The organism is Kandleria sp. (genome assembly GCF_017934775.1).
GTDB lineage: Bacteria > Bacillota_I > Bacilli_A > Erysipelotrichales > Coprobacillaceae > Kandleria > Kandleria vitulina.
Genome location: NZ_JAGBIX010000012.1, coordinates 1 through 18,691, shown reverse-complemented (window position 1 = coordinate 18,691; position 18,691 = coordinate 1). Strand labels below are relative to the sequence as shown.

Below are 18,691 nucleotides of genomic sequence, written 5' to 3'. Positions count from 1 at the left end.
CTTTTCTCCTATGTTAAATATATAATTCATATTATACATATAATATCAAACGCGTTATAATTGTGCAAGAAATGGAGGGAAAACATGTATTGGAAAAAATGTATTAAACCATATCGATGGCAAGCCATCATTGGCTTTTTCTTCAAGATGACAGAAGCACTCTTTGAATTATGTGTGCCAATGGCAGTTGCTCGTGTTATCGATTATGGTGTCGCAAAAAATGATCCACAGATGATCATGAAAATGGCGTGGGTTCTTTTTGGACTCGCAATAGGGGGCTATTGTTGCGCAATAGTATGTCAATATTTTGCATCATTATCTTCACAGGGATTTGGTACAATCATGAGAAGAGAGATGTTTAATGCGATTAATGATTATGACTATGATAACCTTGATGAAATGGGAACACCAACATTGATTACACGTATTACCAATGACGTTAATCAATTACAAGATCTAGTCGCTATGACCATAAGACTGGTTTCACGTTCTCCATTCTTGATTATTGGTTCATTAGTGGCAGCTTTTATGATTAATGTACAAATAGCGTTAATCTTCTTGATCATTTCTCCAATGATCGCTTTTTCAATCTATTGGATCATGTCACATACACAGCCACTATATAGAAAAATACAGTCGATATTAGATGAAGTATCGTCATTAACAAGAGAAAACCTTTCAGGTGTTCGTGTTATACGTGCATTCAATAAACAAAAAGAAGAATATCAGCGTTTTGAAGAGACTATCGATCGTCAGACTCATACACAAAGACATGCTGGGAACCTAGCTGCATTATTAAATCCTGCTACAACGGTGATTGTAAATTTAGGAATTATTCTTATTCTTTATGTAGGAGGAATAAAGATCAATGCGGGTTCATTGACACAAGGAGAAGTTATTGCATTGATCAACTATATGAATCAGATTCTTCTCTCAATGTATGTCTTCTCTAATGTAATTCTCTTATACATAAAAGGAAGTGCTTCCTATAAGAGAGTTGCGGAAGTATTAGATATGCATTCTTCTATTATTGAAGGACATGAAAGTCCTACTCAAAATGAAGAAATGATTCGCTTTGATCATGTGTCTTTCTCTTATAAAGAAGGACAGGCCTTATCAGATGTAAGCTTCGTAGTAAACAAGAATGAAACAATCGGTATTATTGGAGGAACTGGTGCAGGAAAGACTTCACTGGTTTCACTTATTCCTCGTTTCTATGATGCAACTACAGGTAAAATCTATATTAAAGGGAAACCTATATCATCATATAAATTCAAATCTCTACGTCAATTAATAGGCTATGTCCCACAAAGTGCTGTGCTTTTTAAAGGCAGCATTCGCTCTAACTTGTTATGGGGGAATAAAAAAGCAAGCGATAAAGATATTGAGAAAGCTTTGGAAATCTCTCAAGCAAAAGAATTTGTAGACAAGATAGGACTAGATGCCACTATTGAAGCATATGGGAAAAATGTATCCGGTGGTCAAAGACAGCGTCTAACCATCGCTCGTGCTATTGTAAAAAATCCAGAAATACTGATTCTAGATGATAGTGCAAGTGCCCTGGACTTTGCGACAGATGCTAAATTAAGAAAAGCATTGAAAACACTTGATACAACAACATTGATCGTATCTCAGCGTGTTTCTTCTATTGCCCATGCGGATAAGATTATCGTATTAAGACATGGAGAAATTGTCGGCATTGGTACCCATGATCAGTTATTAAAAGACTGTCAGGTCTATCAGGAAATTGTACAATCACAAAGTGAAGGAGATCATCATGAAAAATAAGAACACATTAAAAAGACTCCTTTCTTTCATAAAAGACTATAAGATTCTTCTTTATATGGCATTATTATGTAGTGCTATCAATATCATCTTTACATTGTGGACACCGGTCCTTATTGGGCAGGCTATTGATCAGATGATAGGTAAACATGAAGTTCACTTCATGATTCTTTATAAGAAAATAGCGATGATCATCTTCTCAGTTATAATGACATCACTATTTAGCTACCTTGTCATGAGACTCTCTAACACCATGACATATAATATCACGAGAGACTTTAGAAAAGCCTTATTCAAGCAGTATCACCAGTTGCCATTAAAATTCATTGATGCCTCTTCACATGGGGATTTAATGAGCAGAATGATTGCGGATATTGATTTAATCAGTGATGGATTACTACAAGGATTTACAAACCTGTTTGCAGGAATCATGACTATTATTGGGACAATTGTTTTCATGTTAATGATTAATGTAAAAATCGCATTAATAGTGATTATATTAACACCATTATCATTAGCAGTATCAAGTATCATTGCGACTAAGACATATAAATACTTCCAGGAACAATTAAAAATACGTGGTGAACTTTCTGGTTTTGTAGAAGAGATGATAGGTAATCAGAAAGTAGTTAAAGCTTTCTCTCATGAAGAAGAAAACAAAGAAAACTTCAATGAAATCAATCATCGATTATTTATATCAGGCGTCAAGTCACAGTTCTTAGGGGCCCTTATCAATCCAACAACGCGTGTTGTTAATTCGATTGTCTATGGTTCCGTATGTATATTTGGGGCTTTCAGTGTACTTGGTGGAGGATTGACAATTGGTGCTTTATCTTCATTCTTGACATATGCTAACCAGTATACAAAGCCATTCAATGATATTTCTAATGTCTTTACACAATTAGAAACCGCACTAGCCTGTGCCGATCGTGTCTTCAATATTCTCGATGAACAGCCATTAGTAGAATGTCCACATCCAAAAACAATAGAGAATCCAAGAGGATCCATTCATATTGAAGATGTGACATTCTCATATAAAGAAGATCAGGAACTAATCAAAGACTTTAATCTTCATGTTCATCCAGGACAGACAATCGCTATTGTTGGACCAACAGGATGTGGGAAAACAACGCTTATTAATCTATTAATGAGATTCTATGAACCACGTTTAGGATCAATTTCCATTGATGGAATCAATATCCAAGATATGACAAGAAAAGATATGCGATCACTTTATGGTATGGTTCTACAGGATACATGGTTATTTAAAGGAACAATTAAAGACAATATTGCCTTTGGTAAAGAAGATGCTACTCTAGAAGAAATCATTGAAGCCTCAAAGAAAGCACATGCACATGGTTTTATTGAAAAACTCAAGGATGGCTACAATGCCATGTTAAGTGAAGAAGGAGCCAATCTCTCTAATGGACAAAGACAGCTACTTTGTATCGCTAGAATTATGTTGGCAAATCCTCCTATGCTTATTTTAGATGAAGCAACTTCATCCATTGATACAAGAACAGAACGACAAATACAGGATGCCTTTGATACCATGATGAAAGGACGAACAACCTTTATCGTTGCACATCGTCTTTCTACAATACAAAAAGCAGACCAGATCGTTGTAATGAAAGAAGGACATATCGTAGAACAGGGCACACATGAACAGCTCTTAAAACAAAATGGCTTCTATCATACATTGTATTATTCACAATTTGATACAGAATAATAAAAACGAGGAGATTAATCCTCGTTTTTAAATACCTGATCCCATTCTTTTACTTTAAAGCCAATAAGAATCTTATCATCTAAAATAAGTAATGGCCTTTTTACAAGCATGCCATCACTAGCAAGCAGATTATAGATTTCATCATCATCCATAAAAGGAAGCTTAGTCTTTAACATAAGTTCACGATATTTCTTCCCATTAACATTAAAGAAAGACTTCAATGGCTTATCATTCAATGATTGCCATTTCATTAATTCTTCTTTAGTAGGATGATCAATGATAATTTCTCTTTTTTCATATTCAAGATGAAGATCATCAAGATACTTCAATGCTTTCTTACAAGTAGAACACTTCGGATAATATAGAATAACCATTATTAAACCTCCACAACCTGATTGGTTTCAAGATAATAGACATACCCCTTCACTGGCATATTGAAATAATGGAAAAGCACCTCTTTATAAAGTTCAATTTGTACCTTATGCTTCTCTACAAGAGAAGTGATAGAGTTTCTTTTTGTAATATGATCTGTCTTATAATCAACAACGTAAACTTGATCATCTTTAATAAAGACAAGGTCAAATATACCATTAATAATCTGATCCTTCTTATAACGGAAAGGTTTTTCCTTATAAATCTTAGAAGAAGAGGAAATCATGCGATAGAGATCACTAGTGATAAAGTCTTCAAGATGACTCTTATAATCAATGATTCTCTGATAGTCATTATCAATAAAGAATTGATTCTCTTTTAGATGCAATATCAATTGGTCAAGATCATCATCTTTAAAGTTAAGATAAGAAAGAAGAGTATGTACCAATGTACCTAAAGAAGCCGCATTGGATCTTTTGGTTTCATCTAGATCAAGAATAGCGTGATCTTCTTGTTTCTGTAGTGTAGTTACAGCAACACTGCGCGTCTGATCTTCATAGGGATACGTATAATCGTAGTATTCCTGATAACGATCATACTGGTTTTCTACTTCTTTTCTAACATATGAAGGTATTGCCTTGGCAATATCTTCACTGTTGTGAATAGATAAGTGGAAACGAGCAAGCTGAGTATCTTCATTTTCAAGTTCTTTAAAAGAAGAACGAGAAAGCTTCAATGAGAAATCAGGTTTATAACGTTTAAGATCTTCTACAAAATCAGGATGTCTTAATAAGGCCATAAGAATCCAATCAAGATAATTGTTCTTCTGTCTCATATTAAGATTATAGACAACGGTGTGTCCACGTTTATGATTAGGGTCACTATCATTCGCCTTGACCTCTCTGGCAAGTGAAGTAAGTGTAGAAGTGTCCTTTAATACTCCTGTTAAGATCAGTTTATCTTCAGCACGAGTTAAAGCCACATAGAGAATACGCATTTCTTCATTCAAGGCTTCTTTATGAATATATTTACTAATAACATCACGATAAGGATTGCTGAAATCACAAAGAACAGGTCCATAGGATGGAGTATCCTGATAACTACGCAATGATGAAGCAATACCTTTCTCTTTATCTAACAATATAAAAGCTGTTTCATCACTGATATTGAATTGATGCTGAAGAGCAGAAACAAATACAACCTTGAACTGCAGACCCTTAGATTTATGAATTGTCATAAATGAAACAGCATCTATATCATCACTGGCAATGCACCCTGGAGAGGCTTCATTGCCGGCGTCAATGAAATCAATAAAGTCCTTAAGATAGACAAACTGACTGCCTCTAGCAAGTTCAAGCAACGCATCAATGTTGGCACTACGCTGTTCTCCATTGATAAGTGAAGAGACAAAGCAGTGATAATCACTTGCGGCAAGTATGTTCTTTAAGGTCATATAAGGAGACTCTTTTAATGCGTCTTCTCTTAGCTTATGGAACACTTCAAGGAAGTGGATGGCTTTCTCGTTGTCACTTTCTTTTAATGAATCATAAAGTGATCCTTCCTGTTTAATGGAAAGAAGTGTATTTTCATCAAAGTATGAGAACAAGAAGCGATTGCGAAGAACAGAAAGCAATGCAATATCATCATAAGGATCATAGAGAGCCTTCATCATAGCGACAAGACTTTTTGCTTCATTGCTTGTTAATAATCCCTTAGATAATGTGACATTAGAAGCAATATGATATTGTTCAAAGATTTTCTTATACGTCATAAAGTCAGATGCATTTCTCATCAATACCGCAAAATCCTTGAACGCATAGCCTTCTTCTTTCATCTTGATAATCTTCTGAGCAACCATATGTGCTTCAAATTCAGATTTAGAATAGCTATGATCATCATGAGTCATTGCCAGCAGCATTTCACTGTCATAACAATGCATCTCTTTCAATTTATCAAGAGGAGGATCTTTCTTTACAGAAAAATCATAACGAAGAATCGCATTTTCTCCATAAATATAATCTAATCCCCCAACATCTTTATCCATGATGGAATCAAAAATAAAATTGATGCTGTCGAGGACACATTTTTGTGAACGGTAGTTGTATTTTAAATCAATACGAATGTTCTTATCTTCATCAGTCATATCATCAAGTTTTGTAAAAGATTCAAACTTCTTAGAGAAGATAGAAGGATCAGCCTGTCTAAAACGATAGATGGCCTGTTTCATATCACCAACCATAAAGAGAGGAATCTCTTTATCATAATTGGCAATTTTTGTAACCAGGTTCTCCTGAATCTGGTTGGTATCCTGATATTCATCAATCATGATTTCTTTTAATGTATGATTTAACTTTTCTACTACAGGATACTGATCATCCAATAATAAAGTAGCGTAAGCTTCAAGATCATGGAAATCTAGCTGATTAACAGATTTCTTCTTCCTATCATAAGCACTTTGAAATTGATCAAGCAATCCATCTTTACCAAGCAAAAACAAGAGATCATTATAGGAATCATGAAGAATGCACTTGAAGTCTTCCATATTGTCAATATGAAGAGATTTTTCAAGCTTACTGATAGGTTCAAGTACCTTCGTCTTTAATGAGTTGAACTGTTTCTTTACATCTTCTTCAATACCAAGATCTTTCCATTTGATTGTAGTACTCTTTTCAGGTTTATCTTTAAGTAGTTTAAAGAACATATCCGATGTAATAGGCATGTTTAATGTTTTAAGATGATCATCAATATAATCAAGAAGACTCTCCGAAGGAGAAGGCTTATCTTCACTGCCGACAAAGAAATCATCGATGTTATGTGACTGTGCATAAAGGGAAAGAACATTGAAATGACTGAGTGCTTTCTTATAGGCTTCTTTATAAAGATCTACCATCAAAGTGAAGATTTCTGAATCACTAAAATCATCAAAATCATAGAAACGATCATGAATAGCAGAAAGGAATTCATGAAAATCAACGAATGCGTTGGTCTTATCTAAGAAGGAATAAAGTGTGTTTTTAAAATCATCAAAGGAGTTCTTGAGATTATGACGTGAGGCATAATCTTTAAAGCGTGGATCCTTGATCCACTCCTTGAAGCATTCATCCAAGACTTCTGATTGCATAAGTCTTGGTGTGGCATTAACTTCAAAACCAGGCATGACATCTACAAGATAGCCGTATTTTTCAAGAAGAGACTTACAGAAACTATCAAAAGTTGTGATGTAGGCATGTGGCAATTGTGAAAGTGATTTAGCAATATGTTGCTGGAGAGAAGGATCATCAGCTTCATCGAGAAGATCATGAAGCGTATCATTAAGACGCTGCTTCATCTCCTGTCCTGCTGCATCAGTAAAAGTAAGCACTAGAAATTCAGAAATATCATAGCGATCCTTCACAATCAGATCAGCGATACGAGCGACGAGGATACGGGTCTTTCCGGACCCCGCTGGCGCACTGACGAGAATGGAGCGATTACGTATATCGATAGCAGCTTGCTGCTCTTTGTTGTACTTAGGCATTGTCTTCTCCTTTCAATACTTCTTTTTCTAATTGAGAAGATATTTCTTTGTTCTTATTGACAAAAACATCATAAAGACATACTGATTTATAGTCACAGAATGTACAAGGGTAGATGGATGGATCAGATCCATTATCTGTAATAGTGGGACGTATACTGATATCACCGCTACGCAACTGTTTATAGAGTGTATTGATATAGTCAATAATATGATCCATCACAATATCTAATTCTTTCTGACTGATCAGTTTACTTGATTTTGTTGGAGACTTTCCATCTTTTTTAAGCTTAGCAGGAATGGAATCTTCGTCGGAGGCATGAATGACTTCGAAGCTTCCTTCATCGATCACATAGCCTTTCATTTGATAGTCTTTATAGAGAAGATGTTCATCAATATCCTTATTGAATTTAATCTTATCCTTTAACATACGTTTCTTCATATTGAAATAAAGCACCGCACCAGCTTTCAGATTCTTCTCTTTAATCAATAGATTAAGATAAGCAAGCATCTGAATATTAAATCCTTGCATCGCATAAGATAAGTTCAATTCCTTTTTCCCTGATTTATAGTCAATGATGCGGACGTAGTCCTTATATTGATCTACACGATCAATAAATCCCTGTACAGGGATATCTCCAAGATAGCCTTTAACTTCTTGTTCTCTAGAAGTGTTGTTAAATTCACTGTGTTCCAATTGTTCTCTTACAATCTGTACATTCACACGCATATTATCAATAAGCTGATCTACAAAATATTGATTTAACGCACTTGTTTCATATTTCTCCTTGAAATGTTCATCAATGTACTCATGAGCATAGAAAACAAGCTGATCAGGATCATCAATGGCTTTCTCCATAATATAGTGACACAAGGAACCTAATTCCGTTGGCAACAATTGATCATCGGATTTCTTATTGATCTTTAATCCATACTTGATAAAGTACTGGAAAGGGCATTTATTATATGTTTCAAGACGAGAAATACTCATGCCTTTTCCTAATGCATTGATATATTTTTTATCAATCTTGACAGGCTGATTATCTTTATACTCATTGATCATCTCATTAATAGGAGATGAAGGAATATAAGAATGATTTAAATAAAGATGTGTTTTGATAAGATTGAGATCAGGTTTTACTAAATGAAGATGATAAAGAGAATCAAGTCTTTTCATTAAAGTAGAAGGCATCATCTCTTTACCGCTCATATCCATTTTGGCATATGAGAAAGTAAAATGAGAAGGCTGTGTTAGTGTCTTGATGATTTCTACATGATGATAAGAGAGCTGTTTGTTTAATGATAAAGGATGAACAGGAAGAGTCTGATAATCTTCATCTAATAAAAGCCCCTGATCACTCATTTCAGCAGGAACATGTGATTCATTGATCCCCATAACATAGATGTAAGGACATTGTGTATGACTATCCTTAAATGTTGAAAAGTGAATACAGTCATGAGAAGGAACTGTTTCCTTGCTTACAGGTAAAGTTGCTTCAATAAATAGTTTCATTTCTTCATTAGAGATTTCATCATCAAATGAAAGTGAAGAGATATAGTCTTTTAAAGAAGTAAGTGGTAATTTTAATAAAGAAGAAACATGCTCCTTAAAGGTTGTACCTTTACTTTTATCTAGTGCTTCCATGATAGCCTTGTAGTCATAGCTATAATGAAAATCATTGACTTCAGGCAATGAGGTAGGAATGTTCCACATTTCAAATATGTATGAGAGGTAGTCTTCGTAATCTTTACTTAAAGTAATAATCAGAAAGTCCTTGTAATGAGCACCGTCATGGATTTTCTTCTTGATATCACAGGCTACCTTCATACATTCCTGTAACGGATGACCACCGATGATAAGATTAGCTTTTTCTTGTTTTTCTACTTTCACATTATCAAAAAGATGTAGAGAAAGATTCTTGATATGTGCTGATTCATCTTTTAATGTAAGATATTCTCCTTCATAAAAGTCTTTAAGAAGATTTTCTTCTTGAAGACCATCTTCAAAAGAAAGCAAGATGGCTTTTGTATAAGGGGAAAGTGATTGAATGAATCGTCTTTGCATGGCAGTAATATATTCATCCGCAAAGATATAGAAGTCAGTGTCTTTTAATTGATCATCAATAAGATCAATTGTGGCTTCTTCTAAGTTAAAAAAGAAATCTTTTCCTAAATGCGCAGTAATTTTCTCATTAAGTTTAGCTATATCTTCACATTTATTGATGATCAATTGATCTTTACTGAAGGTATGAAGATCGACATCATAATCATGTATTTCTTTTAGGGTAGTGATAAGTTTTCCTATTAATGAATAAGGGTTATCTGAATAACGTAGATAATGATAATCTTCCTTAAGATAGTGTCTTACTAAATAAGTAAGCTCACACTCAGATACAATCTGTCTGTTGTAGCATTGATGTGAAAATAAGAGCTCATGTTCAAATTCTTTAAGGGTTTTTATTTCTATATTAAAGAGAATAGGGTGGGTATTGAGAAAGATATCTTCAACATATTCTTTATGTTCAGTTAATATGATTGTTTTTCTTTTTGGCTGGCCAATGAGATTGACGAGCAAATTTACTTTTTTTGAAAAGTTCATACCATTGATGATGTGCATTGTGAAACCTCCATTTTATCCTTATATTATAATGGAAAACGCTTTATATGAAAAGATAGTCAATTTAGCAGTTACCTTGTGTTTATATCAATAATAATATATAATGAATGTGTTTTTGGGAGATGAAATTATGGCAAAACTTACGAAAGAAGAAATTTATGAACAAGTAAAAGAATCAATCCCCGAAAAAAATGAAGGGGACATTAGAAAGTTAAAGGCAGTAAAAGGTTTTATTATCGCATTGGTTGCGATTGCTCTTGTTTTAGTGAGTGTTTTTGTATTTCAGAGTGTAACATATACACCACTTGAATCAGGAGTTAAGATTGAAGCTGGTAAGACGCTTAAGGTTGAGCAGCTTCTTAAGAATAAAAAAGGTGTTCTTAAGAAAGGATTAACTGAAGAAGAAGCAAAGACTGTTGGTAAACATCAGGTTGTCGTTACAGTAGGTGGCAAGGATTATACAACAACAGTTGAAGTTGTAGATCATAGCGCACCAGTGATTACTAATACTAAGGACTGGGTTGTTCAGGTTCATGAAAAACGTGATTTTACTGAAGGTGTTCAGGTAACTGATAATGCTAACGGTAAAGTTAAGTTAAGTGTGGATACTTCTAAGATCAATAAAAATAAGTTAGGTGCTTATGAGATTACTTATATCGCTAAAGATGCATCTGGCAATGTTGCTAAGAAGAATGCGAAGGTCACTGTTGAACTTGATCCTCAAAAGCAGGTCAATCCTCCACATAAGGAAAAGATTGTTTACTTGACTTTTGATGATGGACCATCACAGAATACAAAGCCAATTGTGGATATCTTGAAACAGAATGGTGTTGTCGCAACATTCTTTGTTACTGCACAATATCCTGGATATTTCAACATGATGAAATATGCTCATGAAAATGGTAATGCGATCTGTGCTCATACTTATACTCATCAGTTCAGCATTTATAAAGATGAAAAGACATATTTTGAAGATTTAGATAAGATCAACGCTGTTATTAAAAAGTACACAGGGCAGAATAATAAGATTCTTCGTTTCCCTGGAGGAAGCAGTAATGCTATTAGTAGACATTTTAATAAAGGTATCATGAAGAGATTGACTCGTGAAGTTCAGCTTAAAGGATATCAGTATGTCGATTGGAATGTAGATAGTACAGATGCTTCTGGAAACAATGTACCAGTTGCTCAGCTTGTAAAAAATGCTTGTGGAACTTATTCTAATGATATGTGTATTCTTATGCATGATACAGGTGCAAAGAAGACTACAGTTGAGGCACTTCCTCAGATCATTAAATTCTATAAGGACCATGGCTATACATTCAAGGCCATCACTGATCCTTCTTATATCAATCATCATAAATTTATTACAAACTAAAAAGAAGTGGAACTATGATTCCACTTCTTTTTTCTTATCCTTTTTTGCTTTTTTCTGTTCTTTCTTGATTTCAGAAAGTGTCTTTTCATGGCAGATGGTCTTTTGTACATAGACTGTGTAGACAACGGACATAATTGTCTTATAGAACAATGTTAAAATCTGATCATCATCAAGAATGAGTTCTTCCCCGCTAGCAACATCGTTTAGCTGACGTTCAAATACATCACAAAAAGCATTGTATGCTTTTTCTACTGGTGAGTTGTCAAACTGAATACGAATCAGCTTGGAAATCTCATCAAGTGAATAGACTCTCTTTAAAAGACAGATCACTGTGAAATAAGCGACATGTTCACGTACATATTTCTTTTTAATTGGACTTTTCACAATCCCACTTTTTACATAGTTGTTAATCATGGTACTTGTAATGATCTTGTCTTCTTCATCCATCTTAAGAAAATCCAGACTCTTTTCAATTAAAGATATGACTTGATCAATATAAAGAGGGAAGTCTGGAATTTCTTCCCATCTAAGCATGTGGATAGTCTTGTAATCGTTCATATAATCTTCACCAGTTAAACAATAACATAATTTTATATTCAAAGTCAATTAATCTAGTATTAAAAACTATTTATGTTGACATTGAGAATGAGATTTAGTATCTTTGAATTAGCAGGGAGGAATAATGATGAAAATTATTACTGATACAAGTGCACTTTATTCAAAACGTGAAGCTGATGCAATTGGTATTGATGTATTGCCGCTTTTAATTACAATAAATAATAAGACATATACAGAATTTGAAGATATTATGCCTGATGATCTTCTTGAAATGATCAAGGAGGGTGGTGTACCTACATCTTCACAGCCAAGTCTAGGAAGAACACTAGAAACTTTAGAAAAGTATGATGAAGATATTATCGTATTAAATATGGCAGATGGTCTTTCTGGAACTTATGCGACTACTTGTTCTGCAAAGGATACATTGGAAAGAGACAATATTCATGTTATTAATACAATGACATTATGTGGTCCTCATAGATATCTAGTAGAATTGGCAGTTAAGTTAAGAGATGAAGGAAAATCAACACAGGAGATTATTAATGAGATTCATAAATGTATGTCATTTAGTAAATCGTTCCTTATTCCAGTAGATTTTTCTTTCTTAAAAAGAGGAGGACGTCTTTCTCCTTTAGCTGCTAAGCTTGGTGGTATGTTAAAGATTGTGCCAGTTCTTGAACTTACAAGAGATGGTAAGTCATTAGATAAGTTTGCGATTAAGAAGAGTGAAAAAGGTGCTGTAAAAGCAATTATTAAAGAATATCAGAGTCTTGGTGTGAATGAAAACTGTAAGATTTATGTTACACATGCGGGAGCTCTTGATCGTGCTAATCGCTATAAAGAACAGCTTTCTGAAGCATTCCCAGGAACAGAGATTGAAATTATTGAACTTTCTCCTGTTTTCATCACTCATGGTGGACCAGGATGTATTGCGATTCAGATGATTGGAAAATAGAAGCAAGTGAAAACTTGTTTCTATTTTTTTGTCTCTATATTATAATAAAAAGTGGTGATAAATATGAGACAATTAGAGGTTTGCTGCGGTGGATATGCTGATGCGATCAGAGCATGGAAAGCTGGCGCAAAACGTATAGAACTTTGTAGCTCTTTATTTTTAGGTGGCATTACTCCAAGTGTTGGCGCTTTGACGCTAATTAAGAAAAAAACAGATTTAGAAGTTATCTGCATAGTCAGACCGCGTGGAGCGGGGTTTATTTATGATGATCTAGAATTTGAACAGATGATGCATGCTGCTCAATGTCTTCTTGAAGCAGGAGCTGATGGTATTTCATTTGGTTTTCTTGACGAAGATTTCTCATTGGATAATACGAGAATCCAACAGATGACAATTCTTATTCACAGCTATGGAAAAGAAGCTATTTTCCATCGTGCTTTTGATGTATTAAGAAATCCATTGCATAATGCGAAACTGCTCATTTCTCATGGTGTAGATGGCATTCTTACAAGTGGATGTTTTCCAACTGCACAAGAGGGGATTTCTATCATCAAAGAGATGCAGGAACAATATGGTGATAAAATCAAGATTACTGCAGCGGCAGGAGTAAATGTGCGCAATGCTGAAGAGATATTAAAGAAGACAGGTGTTCCCGCTATTCATTCTACATGTAAATCATGGAAGGGAGATCCAACAACCAGCTCTTCTCAGATGTCATTTGCCTACACAAGAAATAATGCTTATGAGTACGTTGATGAACATAAGGTAAAGGCACTTTTAAAGATTGTGGAGAACTGTGATAATGAATAAGTGAAAGCAGACGATCTGCTTTCTTTTTTATTTTGAAAAAAGGGCATGATTTTCAGTGCTTTTTACATGAAACTTTCTATTGTAAATGAAAGATGATGTGATATAATCTCCTTGTTAAAAGAGAGGTGCAAATATTAATGGATATTAGAAATATCGCTATTATCGCCCATGTCGATCATGGTAAGACAACTTTAGTGGATCAGTTATTAAAATTATCTGGTACATTAGAAGCACATGAAGAAATTGCTGAAAGAGCAATGGACAGCAATGATCTTGAAAGAGAAAGAGGTATTACCATTCTTTCTAAGACTACGGCGATTCACTATAAAGATTATAAAATCAACATCATGGATACACCAGGCCATGCCGATTTCGGTGGGGAAGTAGAACGTATCATGAACATGGTGGATGGTGTTCTTCTTGTTGTAGATGCATACGAAGGAACAATGCCACAGACTCGTTTCGTATTAAAGAAAGCGTTAGAAGCGCATGTAAAACCAATCGTAGTTATCAACAAGGTCGATAGACCAGTTGTTAGAATTGATGAAGTTATGGACGAAGTCCTTGAATTATTCATGGAATTAGGTGCTGATGATGATCAGTTAGAATTCCCAACTGTATTTGTTTCAGCATTAAATGGTACTTCATCATTAGATCCAGACTTATCTACACAGGTTCCAAATATGGATTGTTTATTTGATATGATCATCAATGAAATCCCTGAACCACTTGTAGATGTAGAAGGTGGATTACAGTTCCAGCCAGCATTATTAGACTACAATGATTATGTTGGAAGAATTGGTATCGGTAGAGTACAGAGAGGAACAGTACACGTTAATGATAATGTTGTCTGCTTAAGAGCCGATGGTTCTAAAACAACATTTAGAGTACAGAAGTTATTTACATTCTTAGGTCTTCATAGAATTGAAACTGAAGAATTATCTGCTGGTGATATCGGAGCTATCGCAGGTTTAGCTGATATTGGAGTAGGTGAAACTGTATGTGATCCTGCAACTGAAGAAGCATTACCTTTATTACATGTAGATGAACCTACAATTCAGATGATCTTTGGTACAAATACTTCTCCTTTTGCTGGTAAAGAAGGTAAATTTGTTACTGCTTCAAAACTTGAACAGAGATTATTAAGAGAAACGAATAGAGATGTTTCTTTAAAAGTAGAAAGAATCAACAATGCGGAAGAATGGATCGTATCAGGACGTGGTGAATTACATTTATCTATCTTGATTGAAACATTAAGACGTGAAGGTTTCGAATTACAGGTAGCTAGACCACATGCTATCATCAGAGAAATCGATGGTGTGAAATGTGAACCATTCGAAGATGTTTATATTGAAGCACCAGATGACTGTATCGGTAGTGTCATTGAATCATTAGGATTAAGAAGAGGTATCATGGGTAACATGGAATCTGACAATGGTATGACTAAGATTGAATATGTTGTTCCATCAAGAGGATTAATTGGTTTCATGACTAACTTCTTAACAATGACAAGAGGTTATGGTATCATCAACCATACATTCAAAGAATATCGTCCATTAGATGGAGAAGCTGTTGGAGAAAGACAGTTAGGTGTATTAGTATCAATCGATTCTGGACAGACAACTGCTTATGCATTAGGTGGTGTTGAATCACGTGGTGTTATGTTCGTTGGCCCAGGTGTAGATGTATACGAAGGTATGATCGTTGGTGAACATGCAAAAGATAACGACTTAGTTGTCAATGTTACTAAAGGTAAACAGATGACAAATACACGTTCATCTACTAAAGATTCAACTGTTGTATTAAAACGTCCAAGACAGTTCAACCTTGAAGGATGTCTTGATTACATCAACGAAGATGAATTAGTAGAAGTAACTCCATTAAACGTAAGATTAAGAAAGAAATACTTAACTGAAATCGAACGTAAGAGAGCTTACAGAGCAAAAAATGGTTAATAATGAAGGGTAATGGGATCCATTACCCTTTTTTCAAAGGAGCACTCAATATGAAGAAAAAAGAAATTGAGACTTTATTTAAGAAGACACCCAAAAAGGGCTTTTATACATTAGAAAAAGATGGCTATTTATTTGTACTTGAATCATTAGGACTATTTAAATATGGCCTATTAAGTGTCATTGAAGAAAAAGGTCCCCTTAATGAATTTATTGATCGACTTGTGATCCATAATCAATATGTAGAACGTTCATATATTATCAATAATGAATTTGGTGTTGTCTTAAATAGAATAGACATTAATGCATTAGAACTTCTTCTTGATGAAATCATCGCATTCTTTAAAGACAATCATATTGAAAATATCTGTCTTCATTGTCATCAAAGAAAAGATCTTGCATTCTTCTACAATGATGTCAACATTGAAATATCATGTGAAGAATGTCTTCAAGAGGTAGAGTACAAAGAACATTCTAGTCATCTATTAAGAGGCATTCTCGGTGCTCTTATTGGATGTATCATTCCTACATTCCTATTTATTATTTCAAGACATATCGGTTACCTGATTGCTCCAGTGGGTATTCTTTATGGTTTACTTGCTTATTATGGCTATAAGAAATTAGGCTATTACATGGACAAGAAGGGTATATGTGCAAGTTTTCTGACTGCTGTAGTGACAATGTTTTTAGGTCAATCAGTTCGTTATGTCTACGATGTTGTTGATGCTTTTCAGGCTAACTGGAAAATCAAGGTTTCCTTTTCTGAAGCTTTAGGTGTAATGCCAGGTTTAATCAATGGATCAGTCTTGGCAGTAGGTCTTGTCTATTTGATTTATATCCTTGTTTTTCTTCTTGTTACATATGTAATAGTTATCGTTATAGAAAAAAGAAAAGGTTATCATTTTAATGTTATTGAAAAGCTATAAATCATTTTTATATGAATAAATCATTGTTTTTTATTGAAAGTGTTCTTATTTAGTGTTATATTATTTTCATTAAGTGTGGTTTTAACATGCTTAAAATAATAATAGGGGGATGCAAAGCATGAAAACAAAGATTGAAGTGCAGTTCCAGGATAAAGATGTAAATGTAAATGACATCGAAAAAGCCGTTAAAGAAGATTTAAAGGCTAAGGGTGTAAAACTTAACACACTTGCTAACTTAGATGTCTACTATAAACCAGAAGATGGTTCAATTTATTATGTAGCTGCTACAAAAGACAAAAAAGAATATAACGTAGAAGATGCACCATTGTACATCTAGAAAGTAGCCTTAGGCTACTTTTTTTATGGAAATTCACTTTCTATTCATATTCACCGTGGTATACTTATAATAATGAATAAGGAGGACACAATGATCGCGTTATTTATATATTTGGCAGGATTTATTGGAATGTTGCTGATATTCAATCTTGTCTTTTTTGAAATGAGTCGAGCGAAGGCTCTTAGTGTTAAGAACTATGCGTGGTTCTCTACTTTAAGTAAACCCTATAATTATACTAGAACAGGTTCAATGATCTTCATCTGTGTGTTAACTTATCTGTTAACAGGCCATGGAGACCTTTCAGGTTTAGAATGGATAGTCTACTTGATTCTCTTTGTCGCATGTGGAGTCATCGCAGATGCAATGACACAGTTCATTATCCAGAAGTATGCCCAGATCAGATGTCGCAAGATGATTCGTATGGCTACATCTTTAGAAGATGAATTTAGTGAAGCTATGAATTTTGTTGAAGATTATGACTATGTAGTTTCTTCTGCTAAATACGACGAAAAAGAAATTGCTAAAAAATATATCAAGAAAGAAGATCATCTTTCTTTCATCGGTGTAGATAGAGGAGAGTTCGCAAAGAACTTTGGAGATTATCCAGAAGCTACTTATAATGTAGATTCTTTCTCTTCTGTAGAAGATGTACAAAAAAACTTTGAAGGAACACCAGTTCGTGCAACAACGCTTACGCCAAATGGACAGATGCCGTTTAAGGATAAACGACTAGATGTTGTGATGAATCAGTATTCCAACTATAATAAAGATGAAGTTAAGAGAGTTCTTAAAGATGATGGCTATTTCATCGTCAATCAGTATGGCTCTCACAATCTAAGAGAGTTCCTTAATGTCTATATGTACCTTCGTGTAAAAGGTGTATGGGATCTTGAATCTTGCAAGATGACATTGAAATCTATTAACTTTAAAGTAGAAGAAGCCTATGAAGATTATGGCTATGTAAGATTTAAGAATCTTTCACAGCTGCATACTTATTTCACGATAGTATTGCAAGATGTAGCAGCTAATCCTGAAAAGTATAAGGCATTCTATTTGAAGGCACTACAGGATATTAAAGAAAACGGTTTTTATGAAATGACAACATATCGCTTCTTGATTGTAGCGAAGAAGGAGAAAGACAATGAACATGAATGAAATGGTTCAGCAGCTCATCACTAAAGTTCAAAAAGACCCTAAGCTTTTAGATCAGTTGACAGCTCACCCAACTAAGACAATTGAACAGCTGATCGGTGTGGATCTTCCAGATGAGCAAGTTGACGAAGTAATCAAGAAAGTACTTGCTAATGTAAGTACAGACAAAATTGGAGATGTTCTCGGTGGATTATTCAAGAAATAGTTATCATCCTAGACATCAAAAACAGGTGCGAAAAAATAGCAGAAGGTTTGCTATTATCGCACTTGTCTTATTCTTGGCGGTAGGTGTTATTTTCTATCAGTATAAGAAAACAGTGATGGCGACAAAGTCGCTTGATGAGCTTTCTATTGAAGTCAATCTTATTTCACTAAGCCCTTATACAAGATCTGGAAGAGCCTTAAAGAAGGTAAATGGCATTGTTGTTCATTACACTGCCAATCCAGGTGCAACTGCCAAGGAGAATAGAGATTATTTTAATTCTCTTGCGACCACCCATAAGACCAAGGCATCTTGTCATTTTATTATTGGATTAGATGGAGAAATTATTCAGTGCATTCCTACTCGTGAAATGAGTTATGCATCCAATTCCCGTAACAGGGATACGA

Annotated in this window: 15 protein-coding genes; 11 read left to right on the top strand and 4 right to left on the bottom strand. The window is 34.4% G+C overall.

The window, feature by feature from the left end:
* The first annotated feature begins 84 nt into the window (after positions 1-84).
* Positions 85-1,788: an ABC transporter ATP-binding protein gene (locus J6L95_RS02300; RefSeq protein WP_287458003.1), complete on the top strand. Its 1,704-nt coding sequence runs from the start codon at positions 85-87 to the stop codon at positions 1,786-1,788.
* Positions 1,778-3,514 carry an ABC transporter ATP-binding protein gene (locus J6L95_RS02295; protein WP_029071515.1) on the top strand — a complete coding sequence of 579 codons (1,737 nt, stop codon included), beginning with the start codon at positions 1,778-1,780 and terminating at the stop codon, positions 3,512-3,514. Before J6L95_RS02300 ends, J6L95_RS02295 begins: the two co-directional genes overlap by 11 nt.
* Before the next feature lie 14 nt (positions 3,515-3,528).
* Here the strand turns inward: J6L95_RS02295 and J6L95_RS02290 are convergent, their stop codons facing one another.
* Genes J6L95_RS02290 through J6L95_RS02280 form a run of 3 tightly spaced genes read right to left on the bottom strand, consistent with a single transcriptional unit; the run spans position 3,529 to position 10,017 of the window.
* A complete protein-coding gene (locus J6L95_RS02290) occupies positions 3,529-3,888 on the bottom strand; it encodes a Spx/MgsR family RNA polymerase-binding regulatory protein (RefSeq protein ID WP_287458002.1) in 360 nt (119 codons plus the stop codon).
* 2 nt (positions 3,889-3,890) lie between these two features.
* Positions 3,891-7,403, bottom strand: a complete 3,513-nt coding sequence (locus J6L95_RS02285; RefSeq protein ID WP_287458001.1) for a UvrD-helicase domain-containing protein — start codon at positions 7,401-7,403, stop codon at positions 3,891-3,893.
* Positions 7,396-10,017, bottom strand: a complete 2,622-nt coding sequence (locus J6L95_RS02280; protein WP_287457999.1) for a PD-(D/E)XK nuclease family protein — start codon at positions 10,015-10,017, stop codon at positions 7,396-7,398. The genes J6L95_RS02285 and J6L95_RS02280 overlap by 8 nt, the downstream gene beginning before the upstream one ends.
* 130 nt (positions 10,018-10,147) lie before the next feature.
* Here J6L95_RS02280 and J6L95_RS02275 point away from each other — a divergent pair, with 130 nt between their 5' ends.
* Positions 10,148-11,392 carry a polysaccharide deacetylase family protein gene (locus tag J6L95_RS02275; protein ID WP_287457998.1) on the top strand — a complete coding sequence of 415 codons (1,245 nt, stop codon included), beginning with the start codon at positions 10,148-10,150 and terminating at the stop codon, positions 11,390-11,392.
* A gap of 12 nt (positions 11,393-11,404) precedes the next feature.
* Here the strand turns inward: J6L95_RS02275 and J6L95_RS02270 are convergent, their stop codons facing one another.
* Entirely contained in the window at positions 11,405-11,950 is a 546-nt protein-coding gene (locus tag J6L95_RS02270; protein WP_287457997.1) for a DUF1836 domain-containing protein, read from the bottom strand.
* A 124-nt stretch (positions 11,951-12,074) separates the two neighbouring features.
* Between J6L95_RS02270 and J6L95_RS02265 the strand changes: the two genes are divergently transcribed.
* The 8 genes from J6L95_RS02265 to J6L95_RS02230 all read left to right on the top strand — a co-directional run.
* Positions 12,075-12,905: a DegV family protein gene (locus J6L95_RS02265; protein WP_287457996.1), complete on the top strand. Its 831-nt coding sequence runs from the start codon at positions 12,075-12,077 to the stop codon at positions 12,903-12,905.
* A 63-nt stretch (positions 12,906-12,968) separates the two neighbouring features.
* Entirely contained in the window at positions 12,969-13,715 is a 747-nt protein-coding gene (locus J6L95_RS02260; protein WP_074685756.1) for a copper homeostasis protein CutC, read from the top strand.
* 137 nt (positions 13,716-13,852) lie between these two features.
* The gene (typA, locus tag J6L95_RS02255; protein WP_031590053.1) at positions 13,853-15,670 is read left to right on the top strand and encodes a translational GTPase TypA; all 1,818 of its coding nucleotides are present in this window, start codon (positions 13,853-13,855) and stop codon (positions 15,668-15,670) included.
* Positions 15,671-15,720: 50 nt separating this feature from the next.
* Positions 15,721-16,593 carry a hypothetical protein gene (locus J6L95_RS02250; RefSeq protein WP_031590055.1) on the top strand — a complete coding sequence of 291 codons (873 nt, stop codon included), beginning with the start codon at positions 15,721-15,723 and terminating at the stop codon, positions 16,591-16,593.
* Between the two features lie 118 nt (positions 16,594-16,711).
* Entirely contained in the window at positions 16,712-16,930 is a 219-nt protein-coding gene (locus J6L95_RS02245) for a DUF6465 family protein (RefSeq protein ID WP_029071524.1), read from the top strand.
* A 90-nt stretch (positions 16,931-17,020) separates the two neighbouring features.
* Complete coding sequence (locus J6L95_RS02240; RefSeq protein ID WP_287457995.1) at positions 17,021-18,085, top strand: hypothetical protein; 1,065 nt, start codon at positions 17,021-17,023, stop codon at positions 18,083-18,085.
* Entirely contained in the window at positions 18,072-18,287 is a 216-nt protein-coding gene (locus J6L95_RS02235; RefSeq protein ID WP_029071526.1) for a hypothetical protein, read from the top strand. The genes J6L95_RS02240 and J6L95_RS02235 overlap by 14 nt, the downstream gene beginning before the upstream one ends.
* Positions 18,268-18,691, top strand: a 424-nt coding sequence (locus tag J6L95_RS02230) for an N-acetylmuramoyl-L-alanine amidase (RefSeq protein ID WP_287457994.1), incomplete at its 3' end; no start/stop codon positions are given. The genes J6L95_RS02235 and J6L95_RS02230, both read left to right, overlap by 20 nt.